The 16,857-nt window shown below is 64.6% G+C and carries 17 protein-coding genes; 16 read left to right on the top strand and 1 reads right to left on the bottom strand.

All coding sequences use genetic code 11. From position 1 onward, the window contains the following. The first annotated feature begins 15 nt into the window (after positions 1-15). The 16 genes from G4G27_RS04265 (at position 16) to G4G27_RS04190 (ending at position 16,164) form a co-directional block, all read left to right on the top strand. Entirely contained in the window at positions 16-615 is a 600-nt protein-coding gene (locus G4G27_RS04265; protein ID WP_183112197.1) for an aspartyl/asparaginyl beta-hydroxylase domain-containing protein, read from the top strand. A 201-nt stretch (positions 616-816) separates the two neighbouring features. Beyond that, positions 817-1,071 (top strand): TrbC/VirB2 family protein, encoded by a 255-nt coding sequence (locus G4G27_RS04260; RefSeq protein ID WP_244624673.1) that lies wholly within the window; start codon positions 817-819, stop codon positions 1,069-1,071. Positions 1,072-1,073: 2 nt separating this feature from the next. Next, positions 1,074-1,358 carry a type IV secretion system protein VirB3 gene (locus G4G27_RS04255; RefSeq protein WP_183112195.1) on the top strand — a complete coding sequence of 95 codons (285 nt, stop codon included), beginning with the start codon at positions 1,074-1,076 and terminating at the stop codon, positions 1,356-1,358. Beyond that, complete coding sequence (locus tag G4G27_RS04250) at positions 1,337-3,709, top strand: VirB4 family type IV secretion/conjugal transfer ATPase (RefSeq protein WP_183112194.1); 2,373 nt, start codon at positions 1,337-1,339, stop codon at positions 3,707-3,709. Before G4G27_RS04255 ends, G4G27_RS04250 begins: the two co-directional genes overlap by 22 nt. Then, a complete protein-coding gene (locus G4G27_RS04245; protein WP_183112193.1) occupies positions 3,709-4,980 on the top strand; it encodes a type IV secretion system protein in 1,272 nt (423 codons plus the stop codon). Before G4G27_RS04250 ends, G4G27_RS04245 begins: the two co-directional genes overlap by 1 nt. After that, positions 4,977-5,807 (top strand): VirB8/TrbF family protein, encoded by an 831-nt coding sequence (locus tag G4G27_RS04240; RefSeq protein WP_183112192.1) that lies wholly within the window; start codon positions 4,977-4,979, stop codon positions 5,805-5,807. Before G4G27_RS04245 ends, G4G27_RS04240 begins: the two co-directional genes overlap by 4 nt. Then, positions 5,804-6,490: a TrbG/VirB9 family P-type conjugative transfer protein gene (locus G4G27_RS04235; RefSeq protein WP_183112191.1), complete on the top strand. Its 687-nt coding sequence runs from the start codon at positions 5,804-5,806 to the stop codon at positions 6,488-6,490. The genes G4G27_RS04240 and G4G27_RS04235 overlap by 4 nt, the downstream gene beginning before the upstream one ends. Further along, positions 6,490-7,584: a TrbI/VirB10 family protein gene (locus G4G27_RS04230; RefSeq protein WP_244624551.1), complete on the top strand. Its 1,095-nt coding sequence runs from the start codon at positions 6,490-6,492 to the stop codon at positions 7,582-7,584. The genes G4G27_RS04235 and G4G27_RS04230 overlap by 1 nt, the downstream gene beginning before the upstream one ends. Next, positions 7,581-8,573: a P-type DNA transfer ATPase VirB11 gene (virB11, locus tag G4G27_RS04225; RefSeq protein ID WP_183112190.1), complete on the top strand. Its 993-nt coding sequence runs from the start codon at positions 7,581-7,583 to the stop codon at positions 8,571-8,573. The genes G4G27_RS04230 and virB11 overlap by 4 nt, the downstream gene beginning before the upstream one ends. 101 nt (positions 8,574-8,674) lie before the next feature. Continuing rightward, a complete protein-coding gene (locus G4G27_RS04220) occupies positions 8,675-9,184 on the top strand; it encodes a hypothetical protein (RefSeq protein ID WP_183112189.1) in 510 nt (169 codons plus the stop codon). 369 nt (positions 9,185-9,553) lie between these two features. Then, entirely contained in the window at positions 9,554-10,438 is an 885-nt protein-coding gene (locus G4G27_RS04215) for a LysR family transcriptional regulator (protein WP_183112188.1), read from the top strand. A gap of 69 nt (positions 10,439-10,507) precedes the next feature. Continuing rightward, a complete protein-coding gene (gene dgcN / locus G4G27_RS04210; RefSeq protein WP_183112187.1) occupies positions 10,508-11,506 on the top strand; it encodes an N-acetyltransferase DgcN in 999 nt (332 codons plus the stop codon). Further along, positions 11,503-12,492, top strand: coding sequence for an N-acetyl-D-Glu racemase DgcA (dgcA, locus tag G4G27_RS04205; protein ID WP_183112186.1), 990 nt, complete (start codon positions 11,503-11,505; stop codon positions 12,490-12,492). The genes dgcN and dgcA overlap by 4 nt, the downstream gene beginning before the upstream one ends. Further along, positions 12,489-14,057: an amidohydrolase family protein gene (locus G4G27_RS04200; protein WP_183112185.1), complete on the top strand. Its 1,569-nt coding sequence runs from the start codon at positions 12,489-12,491 to the stop codon at positions 14,055-14,057. The genes dgcA and G4G27_RS04200 overlap by 4 nt, the downstream gene beginning before the upstream one ends. A gap of 2 nt (positions 14,058-14,059) precedes the next feature. Next, positions 14,060-15,304 (top strand): dicarboxylate/amino acid:cation symporter, encoded by a 1,245-nt coding sequence (locus G4G27_RS04195; RefSeq protein ID WP_345940687.1) that lies wholly within the window; start codon positions 14,060-14,062, stop codon positions 15,302-15,304. A 23-nt stretch (positions 15,305-15,327) separates the two neighbouring features. Then, entirely contained in the window at positions 15,328-16,164 is an 837-nt protein-coding gene (locus G4G27_RS04190) for a phytanoyl-CoA dioxygenase family protein (RefSeq protein WP_183112183.1), read from the top strand. Positions 16,165-16,177: 13 nt separating this feature from the next. On the opposite strand, the gene G4G27_RS04185 is transcribed toward G4G27_RS04190, so the two are convergent. Next, entirely contained in the window at positions 16,178-16,642 is a 465-nt protein-coding gene (locus tag G4G27_RS04185) for an SRPBCC family protein (protein ID WP_183112182.1), read from the bottom strand. Positions 16,643-16,857 lie beyond the last annotated feature (215 nt).

The raw sequence follows: 16,857 nt of genomic DNA, 5'->3' as shown, positions 1-16,857 counted from the left end.
GGGTGTCCGCCTATCATGCTCGATGTGCTGCAACAATCCGCCCATAGTTACGCTGATCGGCTGTGCCTGCCCTTCTCGTTTGATCCGGCTCAGTTGCGTGCCGATCTCGAACGCCTCGAACGAGATGCATGGACCAGGCATTATGTGCCGCAGAATTACGAGGGCGACTGGAGCGTGCTGCCGCTGCGTTTCGCCAAGGGCGCGACGCATCCGATCAAGATGATCTATGCCGATCCGACCGCGACCGAATTCGTCGATGGGCCGAATCTCGCCGCGTCGGCCTATCTGACCGCGGTGCTGGCGAGCTTTAAATGCCCAATGCACGCGGCGCGGCTGATGCGGCTGACGCCTGGCTCGGTGATCAAGGAACATAATGATCATGACCTTGCCGCCGATTGGGGCAAGGCGCGGATCCATATCCCGATCACGACCAATCCGGATGTCGAATTCATGCTCAACGGCATTCCGGTCGCAATGGCGCCGGGCAGCGCGTGGTATTTGCGCCTCGCCGACCCGCATCGTGTCGCCAATCGCGGCACCGAGGATCGCGTCCATCTCGTCATCGATTGCGAGGTCAATGACTGGCTGGCGGACATGCTGCGCGCAGCCGCTTGAACCGCACCGATCGCACCGCTACCCAGATCGTCAACGGGGCCAAAATTTAAACAGGGATTGGCAAGCGGCAGGCGAACGCGCAATGTCCGGATCGATTCTGGTGACGAAAAGACCGGGTGGGGTAATCGCGTGAAGTTTCAACGTTCAACAGCGTCAATCTGGCTGGCGAGCATCGCTGCCGCAGTTCAATCGAGCGCCGCCATGGCGCAGGATTCGCTCGCCGATCCGGCCGGCTCCGGCGTACTCGTGTCCGCCGTGCAATGGATGCAGGGCACGTTGCTCGGTACCGTCGCCACCGTCTGTGCGGTGATCGCGGTCGCGGTGGTTGGGTTCATGATGCTGACCGGGCGGATCAACTGGCGTTACGGCGCGACGGTGATCCTGGGTTGTTTCATCCTGTTCGGCGCGGCGAGCATCGTCGCGGGCATTCAGTCGACCGCCGGCCTGGGTAACTGAGCATGACCGGGCTGGAGCGCGATACGGTGTTCGTCGCCCTCACCCGGCCGCAGATGTTCGCCGGCGTCACCTATAGTTATTTTGTGGTCAATGCGGTCGTCGCGACCGAATTGTTCCTGATCTTCCATTCGATCTGGGTACTGGCGGTGGCGCTCGTCGTGCATGTCGCAGGTGTGCTGTTGTGCCTGCGCGAACCACGCATCTTCGACCTGTGGCTGACCCGCGTGTCGCGCTGCCCGCGCGTCCGCAACCATGCGATCTGGCGATGCAACTCTTACCGCCCCTGAGCCAGGACCCGAAGGCGGCAGCACGAGAGAAACCGGCCGGCCATCACCTCCCTTATGCGCGGCATGTCGACGATCACACGATCGCGACCCGCGACGGGATGCTCATGCAGGTGATCCATCTGCGCGGCCTGTTGTTCGAGACTGCCGACACGGACGAGATCAATTACCGCAAGGGCCTGCGCGACGCGATGCTGCAGGCGATCGGCTCGTCGCGCTTCGCGCTTTACCATCATGTCGTACGTCGCCGCGTCGACACCGACATGGTTGCCGAATTCCCCGACGCCTTCTCCGAACAACTCGATGCGGCATGGCGCGCGCGGCTCGATGCCAAGCAGTTATACGTCAATGAGCTGTTCCTGACGCTGATCCGCCGGCCATTGCAGGGCCGCGTCGGCATTGCCGACCGGGTGCGTGGCCTGCTCGGCCGCACTGTGACGACGGCGAACGATGAATCGATCCATGAGTTGCGCCAGCTCGATGCCGCACGCGACGCGCTGCTGGCGCAGCTCGGCAGCTATGCGCCGCGTCTGCTTGGCGTCTACGACACCGCGCAAGGGCCCTGTTCCGAACCGCTCGAATTCCTCTCCTCGCTGTACAATGGCGAGATGCGCCCGGTGCTGCTGCCGATGCAGGATGCCGGCGATTACCTGCCTTATCGGCGGATCAGCTTCGGCCAGGACACGGTCGAACTGGCGCCCGCCGGCAATGCCCCGCGCGCTTTTGTCGGCATGGTATCGATCAAGGATTACCCCGGTCAGACCGCGCCGGGCATGTTCGACGAATTGCTGCGCCTGCCATTCGAACTGACCGTGTCGCAGTCGTTCGGCTTCGTCGATCGCAACGCCGCGCTGGGCAAGATGAACCTGGCGATGCGCCGCATGAAATCGGCGGAGGATGAAGCGGTCAGCCTGCGCGCCGAATTGTCCTCCGCGAAAGACGAAGTCGCCGCCGGTCGCGCCGGTTATGGCGAACATCACATGACCATCGCGGTGCGCGGCAGCACGCCGGGCGAGGTCGATGACGGCGTCGCCGAAGTGCAGGCATCGCTCGCCGATCTCGGCATCATCGCGGTGCGCGAGGAGATTGCGCTCGAACCCGCTTTCTGGGCGCAATTTCCGGGTAATTTCAAATATATCGCGCGACGTGGGCTGGTCTCTACGGGCAATTTCGCCGGCCTCGCCAGCAGCCATAATTTCCCGCTCGGGCGCGCGCAGGGCAATCATTGGGGCGATGCGGTGACCTTGCTCGAGACGACCGCGGCCGGCCCCTATCATTTCAACTTCCACCAGGGCGACCTGGGCAATTTCACCGTCATCGGCCCGTCGGGTTCGGGCAAGACCGTGGTGCTTAACTTCCTGCTTGCCCAGGCGCGGAAATTCCGGCCGCGGATCATCTTCTTCGACAAGGATCGCGGTGCGGAACTGTTCATCCGCGCGATCGGCGGGCGTTACGACTTGCTGCGTCCCGGCACCGCGTCGGGACTCAATCCGCTGCAGATCGACGACAATCCGGCCAACCGGCAATTCCTGATCGACTGGGTCGCGATGCTCGTCGGCGGCGCGGACATCGATGATGTGGCGAAGATCAAGGACGCGATCGACGCCAATTTCGCGCAACCGATCGGGCATCGGCGCCTGCGCCATCTCGCCGAGCTGTTCCGCGGCGGGCATCGCCCTCATGCTGCCGATATGTGGGCACGGCTGCGGCCATGGTGGGGCGACGGCGAACGTGCCTGGCTGTTCGACAACGAGCGCGACCTGACCGATCTGTCGGCGGAAGCGGTCGGCTTCGACATGACCGCGATCCTCGACGATCCGATCGTGCGGACGCCGGCAATGATGTATCTGTTCCACCGCGTCGAGGAACGGCTCGACGGCACGGCGGCGATCATCGTCGTCGACGAAGGGTGGAAAGCGCTCGACGACGACGTGTTCGTGCGCCGCATCAAGGATTGGGAAAAGACGATCCGCAAACGCAACGGCATTGTCGGCTTCGCCACGCAAAGCGCGCAGGACGCGCTTGAAAGCAAGATCGCCAGCGCGATCATCGAACAGGCCGCGACGCAGATCTTCATGACCAATCCCAAGGCGCGGGCGGCGGATTATATCGACGGCTTCGGGCTGACCCCGCACGAATATGAACTTGTGCGGACGCTGCCCGACGATGCGCATTGCTTCCTGGTCAAGCACGGCACCGACAGCGTCGTCGCAAGGCTCAACCTGACCGGCGAGCGCGACCTGTTGACCATCCTGTCGGGACGCGAGCGCACGGTGCGGTTGCTCGACGAGATCCGCGAGACCAGCGGCGACGACCCGGTCGACTGGATTCCCAAATTGCTCGAGCGCGCCTGATGGCATGTCCTTCGATCTATTCCGGCGACGCATTCCTCGCGGGCGTGCTCAACTATGTCGATTGCCAGGCGCAAGCGATCGGCCAGGGTGGATATCAGGCGCTGGCGACGCCGGGATCAGGCGTTTCGCTGATGCTCGGCGGCGTGCTGACCTTGTTCATCGCGCTGTTCGGTTATCGCATGATCCTGGGCCAGACACCCGATGCGCGCGATGGTGTCGCGGCGGTGGTCAAGATCGGGCTGGTGCTGGTGCTGGCGACAAGCTGGCCGGCGTTCCGCACGCTTGCCTATAATGTCGCGATGCATGGCCCGGCGCAGCTCGCCGCCAATATCGGCCAGCCGGCGGGTCTGCCGGGCTCCGGCGGCGGGCTGATCTCGCGGTTGCAAGGCGTCGACAATAATATCGCGGCCTTGATCGCGATCGGCACGGGCAAGCCGGACGATGCCGACGTGATCGCCGGTCCGACCCAGACGCTCACCCCGCAACAACAACAGCAGGAGCAGCAAAGACTGCAGCGCGGCCTGCAACGTCCGCGCTGGGACCCCGCCAAGGATAATGACCGGCTCGGCCAGGCGCGCACGCTCTACCTGACCGGCGCGATCGCCGGCTTCGCCTCGGTGCGCCTCGTCGCCGGGCTGTTGCTCGCTTTGGGGCCGCTGTTCGCCTTGTTCCTGCTGTTCGATGCGACACGCGGGCTGTTCGAGGGATGGGTGCGCGGCCTGGTCGGCGCGACGCTCGGTGCGCTGTCGACGGCGATCATCCTCGGTGTCGAACTCGCGCTGATCGAGCCGTGGCTGGCGAATGTCCTGACTCAGCGCTACGCCGATATAGCGACGCCGGCCGCACCGGTCGAATTGCTCGTCATGACTCTGGTGTTCGCGCTGACGCTGATCGCCACGCTGATCGCCGTGGCGAAAGTCGCGCATGGCTTCCGCATTCCCGATACATGGCGGCTATCCCCTGCCCGCCTCGCCGATGCGCTGTCCGGTCAGGATCGGCGCCAGGCCTTGCTGCCCGCGCCAAGCCGATCGGCCGTTGCCGACGAACCCCGTTCGCGCGCAATCGCGATCGCCGATGCGGTCGCCGCGAGCCAGCGGCGCGACGCCGCCGCGCCGCCGCCGCCAGTGACGCAAATCGGCGCGCGGATCGGCAGCCAGGCGGTATCGCGTGACATTCCGGTGGCGGCGGCGACGCCGCTCGGTCAAAGCAATCGCCGCCGCACCAGGGGGCGCGTGTCGGCCGGGGCCGCGCGGCGGGACGGGAACAGATGAACAAGACCACGAAGATACCGCGCGAAGGCTATTATCAGGCCGCAGAGACCTGGGCCAACGACCAGCAGGAAGCGCTGCGCGCGTCGCGTAAGGTGGCGTGGATCGTCGCGACGGCGGCGGTGGTGATCGCCCTGTTCGAGGCGATCGCGCTGATCATATTGATGCCGCTGAAAACGGTCGTGCCTTATACGCTGCTGGTCGATCGCAATACCGGCTTTGTCGAGACGCTGAAGCCACTCGACGCCGCGACGATCGCGCCGGACAAGGCGTTGACCCAGTCGTTTCTGGTGCAATATGTCATCGCGCGTGAAAGCTTCGATAGCGACGCACTGCAATCCAATTACCGCAAGACGTCGCTCTGGTCGGCCGATCCGGCACGATCGGAATATGTATCGAGCGTCCAATATTCGAACCCCGACAGTCCGCTCGCCCGCTTGCCGAAATCGACGGTCATCTCGACTCGCGTGAAAAGCATCTCCCCGCTTGGCGGCAATGCCGCATTGGTCCGGTTCGAAACGCAACGACGCGATGCCGGCGGGCAGGCGAAGCCGCCCCAGGCCTGGGTGTCGATCATCCGCTACCGCTTCTCAGGCGAGCCGATGCAGCGCGAAGACCGTTTCGTGAACCCGCTCGGCTTCCAGGTGCTGCGCTATCGCCGCGACGCCGAGGCGCTGGCGCCGGCCGATCCGGTAGTCGTCGTTCCGCCGGGGGCAGTGGTGATCCCGCAAGGGTCAGCGCCGACGAGTGGCATACGAAGCTATCCCGATACTGTTCCCCAGCGGCAGCCCACACGTCGGCGATCAGACGGCATCGAGGTCACGCTTTGAGGCTGTTGCTCGCCCTGTCACTCCTCGCTGCCCCGATCGCGGCCACGGCACAGACACGCCCGGTACCGGGCCCCGGCGACCCGCGAATCCAGACAATCGCGTACGACGCGGCGCAAGTCGTCTCGCTGCAAGTCGCGAGCGGTTATCAATTGACCGTCGAATTCGGCCCCGGCGAGCGGATCGAGAATGTCGCAGTCGGCGATAGCGGTGCGTGGCAGGTCACGCCGAACAAGCGCGGCGACCATCTGTTCATCAAGGCATTGCAGAACGGCGTGTCGACCAACATGACGGTGGTGACCGATGCGCGGAGTTATAATTTCGAGCTACTGCCGCTCTATGGCCCGCTGCCCGACATGGCGTTCACCGTGCGCTTCACTTACCCCACGCCCGCCGTCGCGACCGTCGCGACCACGGCCGAAAAACAGCCCGGGCGCTACAAGCTGAGCGGCGCGAAGGACATCTGGCCAAGCGCGATCGATGACGATGGCGAAAAGACCTTCATTTCCTGGCCGACCAACGGCGCATTGCCGGCCGTGTTCGCGCTTGATTCGAAGAAGCGCGAAACGCTGGTCGACGGCGCGATGCGCGACGGGATCTATGTCATCGACAGTGTGCAGCAAAAACTGGTCTTCCGCTTCGACAAGAAGATCGCCCGCGCCGAACGCATCAAGGCCAAGAACTAATGGCGACCCGGTCACCCGGTGGCGATCCCCGCATCGCCGGCCAGCGTGAGGCTGACATCCGCCCGGTGGTCGCGATGCCGTCATCGGGCTTGCCGATCTGGGTGATCGGCGCCGGCATCGTGATCGCCGCGGTGCTGCTGTTTACGATCCTTGATGGCCGGCGCCGCGCGCTCACCGCGCCCGCGACCAAGGCACGCGCCTCCGATTTGTCGGGTGGCGCAGCGGTTCAGCCCGCGCCGCTCTATATCCCGCCCGACGTGGTTCTCGCCGCGCGCCAGCCCTTGGTCGCGCCGACGCCCGCCCCGCCACCAAACCGGCCCGTGCCGCAGCCGCGCATCATCTATATGCCGCCGCCGATGCAGCAGATGCCGCCGCAATATCAGCCGCCCCCCACACCGCCAGCGGCACCGCGTAGCTCGGCGGACCCCGTGCTGGTGGTCGATCTCGGCAGTGGCGAGGCAGCGGCCCCGGCACCCGATGGCGCCAGCGCGGCAAGCGCAGTTGGTGGTGCCAGTGTCCGCGCCGGCTATATGCGCAATCGTGCGACCACCGTGCCGCAAGGCGCGCTGATCCCGGCGGTGCTCGAAACCGCTCTCGATTCGACACGGCCGGGCCTCGCCCGCGCGCTGGTGCAGAATGATGTGCGCGGCTTCGACGGCAGCAAGATATTGATCCAGCGCGGCAGTCGCCTGATCGGCGAGTACAAGGCCGACCTGCAGCCCGGGCAGAATCGGGCATTGGTCATGTGGACCCGGCTGGTGCGTCCCGACGGCGTGACCATCGCGCTCAATTCACCCGCCGCTGACCCACTCGGCCAGGTAGGTATCAAGGGCAAGGTCAACAGCCATTTCCTCGCGCGTTTCGGCGCCGCGATCCTGCAATCGACGCTGGATGTCGGGGTCAATCTCGCATCGCGCGTCGGCGGCAACAACTCCGCGGTCGTGGTCGCTTTGCCCGGCGCAGTGCAGAACAGCGCCGCGCCGCTGACCAACGGCTCGCAGATCCAACCGACCCTGCGCGTGCGCCAGGGCACCGCGATCAGCGTGTTCGTCGCGCGCGATCTCGATTTCACTGGGGTCGAGGGGCGCAGATGAGCGCCATTGCCAGCGATCGGCCGCTTTATCTGCAAAGCTATCTCGCGCCGCTCGCCGAATATCTGATCCGTCCCGATATCACCGACATCTATGTCAATCGTCCGGGCGAAGTGTGGATCGAGAGCATGGCGGGCGCGATCGAGCGCCATGATGCTCCCGGCCTCGACGAAGCGACATTGGCGCGGCTCGCGCGGCAGATCGCGGCGTTGTCCAACCAGGGGATCAGCCGCGAACACCCCCTGCTTTCCGCATCGCTGCCCGACGGTGCACGGGTGCAGATCGTCATCCCGCCGGCGACCCGGTCTGGCCTGGCGCTGGCGATCCGCAAGCATGTCTCACCCGACCTGACGCTCGACGATTATGTCGCGGCCGGCGCATTCGCCGATACGCGGCATGGCGACCTGTCGGCGCGCAGCGAGATCGACATCAAGCTCGCGGCCCTGCTCGACGCGGGCGACATTGCCGCGATGCTCGCGCTGGCGGTGCGATCGCGCAAGAATATCCTGGTGTCCGGCGGCACATCGACCGGCAAGACCACTTTCCTCAACGCGCTGCTGCGCGAAATCCCCGAGGATGAGCGGCTGATCCTGATCGAAGACACACCCGAATTGAAGCTGCGCCACGAGAATGCGATCGGCCTGCTCGCCGCGCGCGGTGAGCTCGGCGAAGCGAGGGTGACCGCCGACGACCTGCTCGCCGCGTCGCTGCGCATGCGGCCCGACCGCATCATAGTCGGCGAGTTGCGCGGTAATGAGGCTTATACCTTCCTGCGCGCGGTCAATACCGGGCATCCCGGATCGATGACCACGGTCCATGCCGACAGCACCGAACGCGCGATCGAACAGATCACCCTGCTCGTGTTGCAAACCGGCACCCAGCTTGGCCGCGAGGATGTGCATCATTATGTCCGCAGCACCGTCGATGTGTTCGTGCAACTCGCCCGCTCCGGCGGCCGGCGCCACATCGACGAGGTGATGCTCGCCCGATAGGATTGCCGGGGCAGCAATTGGGTAGAGCAAATGGTTGTAACGATCCGAATGTATCGTTACGCTGTCGATAATGCCGTTGTGGCGACATTTTGGGGGCCAGCATGTCGAACGAAACTGATCTTGGTGCAGCACCGGTTGAAAGCATCGTTGCAAAGCCGCTTAACCGCCGCAGCGTAGTCGGCGGAATAGCCGCAGTGCCGATCGCGACCTCGGCAGTCGCCGGCCTCAGCGCACCAGCCATGGCCGCGCCCGCAATGGCAGCGACCATCGACCCGACCGATCGTCGCCTCAGCATCTTCAAGGGCCGTTATGCGCTTGCCAATGGCAAGATCATCGACGGCTATTTTGCCTCGCCGCGCGGTAAGACCAAGCTCAACGTCGTGCTGGTCATGCCCAAGGGCGACACGCTCGACGCCGAAACCGAGAATGAAGCGCGTCGCCATGCGCTTGATGGTTATCTCGCGATCGTGCCCGATCTCAAGGCGACCAGTGGCGTCGCTGCGCTTGCCGGTCGCGGCGCGATGCTCGCCGATGTGATGACTGCCGTTCCCGGCCTGAAGCGCATGGCGCACGGTAATGGCCATGTCCGGGTGATCGGCGCCCAGGCCTGAGACTTTCCAGCAGCATCATTGCAGCCAATACCAGCGGCCGGCCGATCGACAACGATCAGCCGGCCGTTTGCATGATCACCAAAGCCTGTTGTGGGGACACGATATCTATTTCGGCCAGTAGCCCTGCGAAATGCAGAAGGGCAATCAACCTATTGAACATAGGATATTTTCTGTAGATTCTCGTGCTTGATACCGTCCATCGTCCGGCACCAAAGATACTGCACATCCGGTGTCCCATATCTCCTCTCGCTCCCACCCCTGCGTTGCGATTCAAACACCGTCCGATCCCGCCGATAGGGATGGCCAGCCGCCGGTTTGCATGATCGCCAAATCTCCCTAGGCTGATCCTATGTCGAAAGCTGGCCACCGATGAACCTGCGCCATATTGAAATCTTCCACGCCGTGTACGTCAACGGCTCGGTCAGCGCAGCCGCGCGCGCGCTTAACGTGTCGCAGCCATCGGTATCGAAAATGCTGCGCCATGCGGAATCGCTTCTCGGCTTCCAGCTGTTCCAGCGCACCAATGCCGGCCTGGTCGCGACCGAAGACGCGCATAGCCTGTTCGCCGAAGTGAGCGAGATCCAGGACCGGGTCTATGCGCTGCGCGAGGCGGGGCGCAATCTGAAGCGTGGCGCGACCGGCATGCTGCGCATCTCCGCATTGCCGTCGCTCGCGCTCGACGCGCTGCCGACCGCGGTATCGCGTTTCCTTCGCACTCGTGAAAAAGTGCGCTTCGACCTGCAAACGGTCCATCACGACGATTTGCTGCGCAAGCTGTACGAGCGCGAGACCGATATCGCGCTCGCCTTTGAGGTGCCGCCGGCAACGCCGATCAGCCATCGCTGGCTCGGCGAAGGTGAACTGGTCGTGCTGTACCGCGAACAGGATATGCCCGACGCACCGCCGCGGATCGAACTTGAGGCGTTGCGTGGACGGCGTTTCATCAGCCTGGCGGGCAGCGGGCCGATGGGACATCTCTTCGCGCAGGAACTACAGCGCCTCGATCTCGAACTCGATGAAATGGTGTCGGCGCGGACCTTTTACATCGCTGCGGCCCTGGTGCGACAAGGCGTCGGCATGACGGTGGTCGACAGCTTCACCGCACAGGCGTCGCTTGCGCCCGGCCTGTCGATCCGGCCGCTCAAACCACAGCTGACGTTCGACGTGCATGCCATGTTCCTGGTCAACCGCCCACCGACCGCACTGGCGACCGATTTCCTCAACACGCTGGCGCGCGTGATCGACACTCCATAACGCGAAGCTATAGCCAGCCGCGCACTCACTATGCCGGATACGGCACAGGGCGGCGATACGATCTCCCGGATGATCCCTGCACCCTATCTCCTGTATCTCGGTCACAGCACCGACGCCGTCGGCATCAAGACCTCGCGCGGCCTTGCCGTGTTCCGCCGCGACGCCTGTGTCGGCGAGTTCCGTTACGACGATTGCCCGTTCACCCTCGACCTGCCGCGCATGAGCATGGCCGAAGGCGCTGCGGCAGGTGCGCGGACTTTGGTCCTCGGCATCGCCAATTCCGGCGGCAAGATGGGCGACGACTTGATCGCCGATGCCGTCGCCGCGCTTGAGGTGGGCATGAACGTCGCGGCCGGCCTGCATCAACGGCTGCGCGACGTGCCGCAGCTTGCTCTGCTCGCCGAGCAACGCGGATTGCAATTGTTCGACGTGCGCGATCCGCCGGCGGACCTCGTCGTCGGCAATGGTTATGCCCGTGCCGGCCATCGCCTGCTGACCGTCGGCACCGATTGCTCGGTCGGCAAGATGTACACCACGCTGGCGCTGACCACCGCGCTGCGGGCTCGCGGCGTCGCCGCCGACTTCCGCGCCACCGGGCAGACCGGCATCCTGATCGCGGGCGGCGGGGTGCCGGTCGATGCGGTTGTCGCCGATTTCATCTCAGGTGCGATCGAGCAGCTTGCGCCGGCGCGCAACGATGACGGCTGGGACCTGATCGAAGGACAGGGTTCGCTGTTCCACCCGTCCTTTGCCGGTGTCTCGACCGGCTTGCTCCACGGTGCCCAGGCCGAGGCGATCGTGATGTGTCACGATCCGATGCGCACCGATATGCGCGGCATTCCGGGGCGGGCGCTTCCCGGCATCGAGGAATGCCTGGCGATGAACCTGCAGGTCGCGCGGCTCACCAGCCCGGCGGTGCGCGCGGTCGGTGTGTGCCTCAACACCTCGGCGATGACGCCCGAAGCAGCACGGGCGCAGTGCGATGACACCGCCGCGCAACTTGGCCTGCCCTGCACCGATCCGATGCGCTTCGGGGTCGAGAGCGTGATCGACCGATTGCTCGCATGACGCTGTCTCTCCACGCGCAGCATGACCGGTTCGACCTGATCGCGCCGTTCCGCATCTCGCGCGGCGTCAAGACTGCAGCAGATGTCGTGACGGTGACGATCACTGATGGCGATTTGGTCGGCCGTGGAGAGGGCGTGCCTTATCCGCGCTATGGCGAGAGCATCGAGAAAGCGCTCGCGGCAATTGACGATGTCAGTCCAGTGATCGAGCGGGGCGCGACGCGGCAGGATCTGCTGGCGCTGCTCCTGCCCGGCGCCGCACGCAACGCGATCGACTGCGCGCTCTGGGACCTGGAAGCGCGGCGGTCGGGCCGGAGCGTCGCGAGCTTGATCGGCAATCCCGAGCCGGAACGACTGGCCAGCGCACTGACCATCGTGATCGACACGCCGGAGGCAATGGCCCGGGCCGCGGCGGCGGTCGCGGACTCGCCGTTGCTCAAGGTCAAGGTCGACGCGAACGACCCCGCCGCACAGATTCGCGCGGTGCGACATGCTGCACCCAATGCTGCACTGATTGTCGATCCCAATGAGAGCTGGAATCAGGCGCTCGTCGAAACGATGCAGGCGGTGTTGATCGAGGCGCGAGTCGATTTGCTCGAACAGCCTGTTCCGGCCGATGACGATGCATGGCTCGAAGGCTTCAAGTCATCCATCGCGATCTGCGCCGATGAATCGGTGCATGTCGCTGCAGATCTGGACATGATCGCGCGGCGCTACAGCCATGTGAACGTCAAGCTCGATAAGTCCGGTGGCCTGACCGCCGCGCTCGAACTGGCTCAGGCCGCGCGCGCGCGCGGGCTTGGGCTGATGACCGGATGCATGGTCAGTTCGTCACTGTCGATCGCCCCTGCCCTGCACATCGCGCGGCTGTCGGACTTTGTCGACCTTGACGGTCCGATCTGGCTCAGAGAGGATCGGTCGGGTGGCGTCGGGGACGAGAGCGGCATGCTCACCCCTCCGGCACAAGGTTTCTGGGGAACGATATGAAACGCATCGCGCGCATCATCGCCGTGGGAACCGCCGCCGCCCTGGCACCCGGCGCGGCACCGGCGCCGCAAGGGGTCGATATGCTGATCCGCGGCGGCACCGTCTATACCGGATCGGATGCGCCGTTCGTCGGCGACGTCGCGATCAGCGGCGACCGCATTCGCATCGTCGGGCGCCATGCCAATGTGACCGCCAAACGCACGATCGATGCGACCGGCATGATCGTCGCGCCGGGTTTCATCGACCCGCACACTCATATCGAAAAATCGCTGACCGACCGGTCGGCCGCGACGCGCCTGATCGCTCCGTTCCTGATGCAGGGCGTGACCACTGCATTTATCGGCAATGACGGCGGTGGCGATCCGAATGTCGCAAAGGTGCTGGCCAGCGCGAAGACGCTGCCGGTCGGGATCAACTTCGCCGCCTATGCCGGCTTCGGTGCGATCCGCGGGCGCGTGATCGGCGCGGTGGACCGCGCACCGACCGCCGCCGAACTGGCCCGGATGAAGGCGCTGACCGCAAGCGCCATGTGTCAGGGCGCGATGGGGTTTTCGACCGGCTTGTTCTACGCACCTCAGAGCTTCGCCAGGACCGAAGAAGTGGGCACGCTCGCCGCCGAGGCGGGCAAGCGCGGCGGCATCTATGACAGCCATATCCGCGACGAATCGAGCTATACGGTCGGCCTCGCCGCGGCGATCGACGAAGCGATCGAAATCGGGCGGCTCGGCAGATTGCCGGTGCATATCTCGCACATCAAGGCACTCGGCGTCGATGTGCAGGGGCAGTCCGGCGCAATAATCGCCAAGGTCGAGGCGGCACGCCGTTCGGGACAGGACGTCACCGCCGATCAATATCCCTGGTCGGCATCGGGCACGAGTCTGGTCGCATCGCTGATCCCGCTCTGGGCGCAGGACGGCGGACGCGTCGCGTTGCTCAAGCGCTTCGACGATCCAAAGCTTGCCGAGCGGTTGCGCACCGGCATGACGGAGAATCTGCGCAAGCGCGGCGGCGCGGCATCGCTGCTGATCACCGAGGGGCAGTTCAAGGGCCGTACCCTGGCTGAGATCGCCAAGGCGCGCAAACAGGACCCGCTCGCCGCCGCAATCGCGCTGATCCGTCTGCACGATCCGTCGGTTGCATCATTCAACCAGATCGAGCCCGACATCGCCGCTTTCATGAAACAGCCTTGGGTGATGACCGGATCCGACGCCTCGACCGGGCATCCGCGAGTCTATGCGACCTTCGCGCGCAAATATGCGAAATATGTCGTTGCCGATAAGGTCATCAGCTTGCGCGAGTTCATCGAGCGCAGTTCGGCACTGACGGCGGACACCTTCCATCTCGAGGGACGCGGACACCTGAAGCCCGGCGCGTTCGCCGATGTCGTGGTGTTTGACCCGAAACGCTATGCGCCGCGCGCGACCTATGAACAGCCGACGCTACTGACCGTCGGGGTCGGCACGGTGATCGTCAACGGCGTCCTGACGGTCGACAAGGGCGTGCTAACGCGCCGCGCGGCGGGACGCGCGCTCCCGCACAAACCGACGCCCGGTTCCTGCCCTTGAACGTGCTGCGCACCTGGTTTGCGATCGCCCTGTGGAAACGCGTACTCGGCGCGCTGGCGCTGGGGCTGATCTTCGCTTTGGTGTTGCCGTCGGCGACCCCGGCGGTTGCGTTCATGGGCGATCTGTTCGTGCGCGCGATCCGCATGCTGGTCGCGCCGATTGTGCTGGTAACGATCGCTTCGGGCATTACCGCGCTGGCCGATCCCAAGCGGCTCGGCGGGCTCGGCGCGCGGACCATCGGACTGTTCGCCTTCACCACCGCCATTGCCGTGTCGGTCGGCATGGCGGTCGCGGCACTCGTGCGGCCGGGGATCGGCGCGCCGATCGGCACTGCGGTCGCGCATCCGCTGGGCGATCCGGTCACGCCCTATGACCAGCTGATCGGGATCATCCCACTCAACATCGTCGAGGCGCTGGCCAAGGGCGACATGCTCGCCTTGATCTTCGTCGCGATCCTGTTCGGGGTCGGCACGGTGGTCGCGGGCGAAGCGGGCAAACCCTTCGCCGCCTTGCTCCAGTCGCTTTCGGCGGTGCTGCTGCGGATCGTCGGCATCGTCATGGAGGCGACGCCGTTCGGCGTCTTCGCGCTGATCGCCGGCGCGGTTGCGGCCAATGGCGCGGCGGTGTTCGTGCATGTCGGCTGGCTCGCACTCGCGGTCGTGATCGGCTCGCTGATCCAGATCGTTGTGGTGCACAGCCTGTTGCTGCGTTTCGCCGCGCGCTTGCCGGTATTGCCCTTCTTTCGCGGTATCGTCGACGCGCTGGTCGTCGCCTTTTCGACCGCGTCGAGCTCGGCGACCCTGCCGGTCGCAATGCGCGTTGCGGAGAAGAATCTTGGTGTCGGACGCCCGGTCTTCTCGACCGTGCTGCCTTTGGGCGCGAGCATCGGCAAGGACGGCACGGCGATGTATGTCGGCTTGCTCAGCATGTTCGCGCTGCAGGCGTTCGGTACCCCGCTCACCCCCGGCGTCTACGGCCTGGTGCTGCTGACCGGCGCGCTCGCCGCTTTCGGTACCGCACCCGTCCCCTCAGCCTCCTTGTTCATGCTCGCCGCGGTACTCTCGGCGGTCGGTGTAGCGCCAGAACAGACCGCGTTGGTGGTCGGCTTCGTGCTGCCCTTCGACCGGCTGCTCGACATGACGCGCACCGTGCCGAGCGCAAGCGCCAACCTTACCGTCGCGACCACGGTCGCGCGCTGGGAGGGTGAGTTGGACGAAGAGATTTACCGGTCGCCGAACGACGATTGACGCGGCCGATGGAAGGAGTGGACATGGCGAGTATCGATAGCGAGTTCCGCACCAGCTATCAGCGTGACGGTTATGCGATCGTGCGCGGTGTCTTTTCCTCGGCCGAGATCGAGATGATCGGCGCCGCTATCGATCAGGTCCATGCCGAGGGCGTCGCGCACGGCCGCAGCTTCCGGCACGGCAATCTGTTCTACAATGTCGCCGAGGGACCGAGCGGGCCGCAAGTGCGGATGACGCAATGGCCATCCTATCATCAAGCAGTGCTCAACGGCGTGCGGACGGATCCGCGTATCGTGGAGATTCTCGCGCCACTGATCGGGCGCGACCTGAAGCAGATCATCAACCAGCTCCACTGGAAGGCACCGGGTGGTCAGGGTGATTTCGCCTGGCATCAGGATTCGCGCTTTCGCAAGCCCGACAAAGCGTACCGCAACCTTGGCACCTCCTATATCCAGACTGGCCTTGCGATCGATCCGCATACACCCGAAACCGGCTGCATGCGGTTCATTCCCAGGAGCCACGTGCGCGGCGATATCGACCTGGACGTTTCGGTCGAAGTCCTCGGCCGGTCGATGAGCGATTCCGCCCTGCTCTCTGCCGACCTGTCGCCCGAGGATGCGATCGACGTGGTGCTTGGTCCCGGCGACCTCGCGCTGTGGAGTCCTTACCTTGTGCATGGATCGGGCACCAACCGGTCGAACCATCAGCGCCGGCTGTACATCAACGGTTATGTCCGTGCCGAGGATTGCGACCGGGGCGAATGGGCGTTCCGCGACGGCAAGCCCGCCGCATTCGGCCCGGAGCCTGCACTGGTTCACTACGAAGCGCTGCGCGAACATGGCGAGCCGCATTATGTCTAGAGCGGGATCGGGTTTATTCGGTGAACGCCGCCAGATTATCGAGCGTGGATGCCAGGCCGAGCGCATGGTCTTCCGGGCTGATACCCGATGGCACATTTTCGCATGAGATGCGCACCTCGGTCCCGCCCGCCACCGGCGCCAGCGCCCAGGTCATGGTCATCTCTCCCGCATAGGCAGGATCGTCAGACTCGAACTCGACCACCTGCACGACACGCTCATCCGGCACCAGCGCGACGAAGCGCCCGCGAACCATATCGCTATCGTCGGACGCCTTGCCCGGCGTTTCGGGGTGCGGCACGTCGTAGTGGAGCGTCATGAGATAGCAGCCGCCCTCCCAAGGTTCGAACAAATCGATCGTGCCAGTCATGCCCTCGGGTGGCAGCCAATCGAGCCAGGCGTCGCGGTCGAGAAAGGCGTGGTAGAGGGTTTGCGGCGATGCGCTAATAATACGCGACGCGGTGTCGATACGGATATCCAATACGCATCCTCCTTTGCTTCGACCTCAAAAATATACGTTCGAACAGGTTTTGCCATAGACTTCCTCTGCACATACGTGATGCGCGACATTCGGACGACCGTGATTTAAGCAAGATTTACCTCGAAACCCGAGAATATGTTTCGATTGAGATGCAACCGAATCGGTGCTAATGTATTGTTTACCAATCAATGCGGATGCGAAGCCGATACCTCAAC

Source organism: Sphingomonas sp. So64.6b, assembly GCF_014171475.1.
Taxonomy (GTDB): Bacteria; Pseudomonadota; Alphaproteobacteria; order Sphingomonadales; family Sphingomonadaceae; genus Sphingomonas; species Sphingomonas alpina_A.
Note: the sequence above shows the minus strand (reverse complement) of the source record. Positions and strands in the feature narration are given on the sequence as shown.

Bases quoted from the DNA above. Each gene is read 5' to 3' on its own strand.
- G4G27_RS04265 (WP_183112197.1), top strand. From the start codon at position 16: ATGCTCGATGTGCTGCAACAATCCGCCCATAGTTACGCTGATCGGCTG.
- dgcA (WP_183112186.1), top strand. From the start codon at position 11,503: ATGACGCTGTCTCTCCACGCGCAGCATGACCGGTTCGACCTGATCGCG.
- G4G27_RS04215 (WP_183112188.1), top strand. From the start codon at position 9,554: ATGAACCTGCGCCATATTGAAATCTTCCACGCCGTGTACGTCAACGGC.
- G4G27_RS04245 (WP_183112193.1), top strand. From the start codon at position 3,709: ATGGCATGTCCTTCGATCTATTCCGGCGACGCATTCCTCGCGGGCGTG.
- G4G27_RS04240 (WP_183112192.1), top strand. From the start codon at position 4,977: ATGAACAAGACCACGAAGATACCGCGCGAAGGCTATTATCAGGCCGCA.
- virB11 (WP_183112190.1), top strand. From the start codon at position 7,581: ATGAGCGCCATTGCCAGCGATCGGCCGCTTTATCTGCAAAGCTATCTC.
- G4G27_RS04200 (WP_183112185.1), top strand. From the start codon at position 12,489: ATGAAACGCATCGCGCGCATCATCGCCGTGGGAACCGCCGCCGCCCTG.
- G4G27_RS04220 (WP_183112189.1), top strand. From the start codon at position 8,675: ATGTCGAACGAAACTGATCTTGGTGCAGCACCGGTTGAAAGCATCGTT.
- G4G27_RS04230 (WP_244624551.1), top strand. From the start codon at position 6,490: ATGGCGACCCGGTCACCCGGTGGCGATCCCCGCATCGCCGGCCAGCGT.
- G4G27_RS04190 (WP_183112183.1), top strand. From the start codon at position 15,328: ATGGCGAGTATCGATAGCGAGTTCCGCACCAGCTATCAGCGTGACGGT.
- G4G27_RS04255 (WP_183112195.1), top strand. From the start codon at position 1,074: ATGACCGGGCTGGAGCGCGATACGGTGTTCGTCGCCCTCACCCGGCCG.
- dgcN (WP_183112187.1), top strand. From the start codon at position 10,508: ATGATCCCTGCACCCTATCTCCTGTATCTCGGTCACAGCACCGACGCC.
- G4G27_RS04260 (WP_244624673.1), top strand. From the start codon at position 817: ATGGCGCAGGATTCGCTCGCCGATCCGGCCGGCTCCGGCGTACTCGTG.
- G4G27_RS04250 (WP_183112194.1), top strand. From the start codon at position 1,337: ATGCAACTCTTACCGCCCCTGAGCCAGGACCCGAAGGCGGCAGCACGA.